At 73.8% G+C, this 650-nt stretch carries 1 pseudogene; it reads left to right on the forward strand.

Going from position 1 to position 650, the window contains the following annotated elements:
* Positions 1-40: 40 nt before the first annotated feature.
* Positions 41-650, forward strand: a pseudogene (locus EJK15_RS69800) (hypothetical protein); the annotation flags it as partial.

Consider the following 650-nt stretch of genomic DNA (forward strand, 5'->3'; position numbering starts at 1 on the left):
GGCCCCGCAGAACCCACCCCAGGGGTGGAATCCCCACGTCGTGCCCAGGCAGGACGACAGGCAGGAGCGCAAGCCGTTCCCCATCGGCCTCGTGGCGGGCGTCACCGCGGTCGCACTCTTGTCGGGCCTCGGCTTGTGGGGCGCGAGCCAGTACTCCGACAACGTCACGTTCTCCCCTGCCGCCGCGGCCACCGGTGGCACGGGCCAGGGCGACACGGCCGCAGCCCCGGGTCAGGGCAACGTGACCCTCCCGCCCGCGCAGCCGCAGGCCGAGGTGACCGCGCCCTGGGCGACCACGCCGGGCCCCGACGAGAGCGGCGTCGGCCCGATGGTGCTCCCGACCGACGGCCCCACCGAGACGAGCGAGGTCCCGGTGGTCACGTCGGTGCCCACCCCGGCGCCGATCTCGACGCAGCCGGCGCCGGTCCCCACCGTCACGGTCCAGCCGACGCAGACCCAGCCGGCCCAGAAGTCGACCAAGCCGACCAAGAAGGCCAAGCCCACGGCCACGGTCACCAGGACGGTCCGGCCCTCCAGGTCGCCGTCGCAGAGGCCGACTCCGACGAAGACCACCGAGGAGCCCGAGCCCTCGCCCACCAAGACCACCCGGAAGCCCACGCCCACCAAGACCACTCAGAAACCGACCCCCA

This window comes from Nonomuraea basaltis (assembly GCF_005893125.1).
GTDB classification, from domain to species: Bacteria; Actinomycetota; Actinomycetes; order Streptosporangiales; family Streptosporangiaceae; genus Nonomuraea; species Nonomuraea basaltis.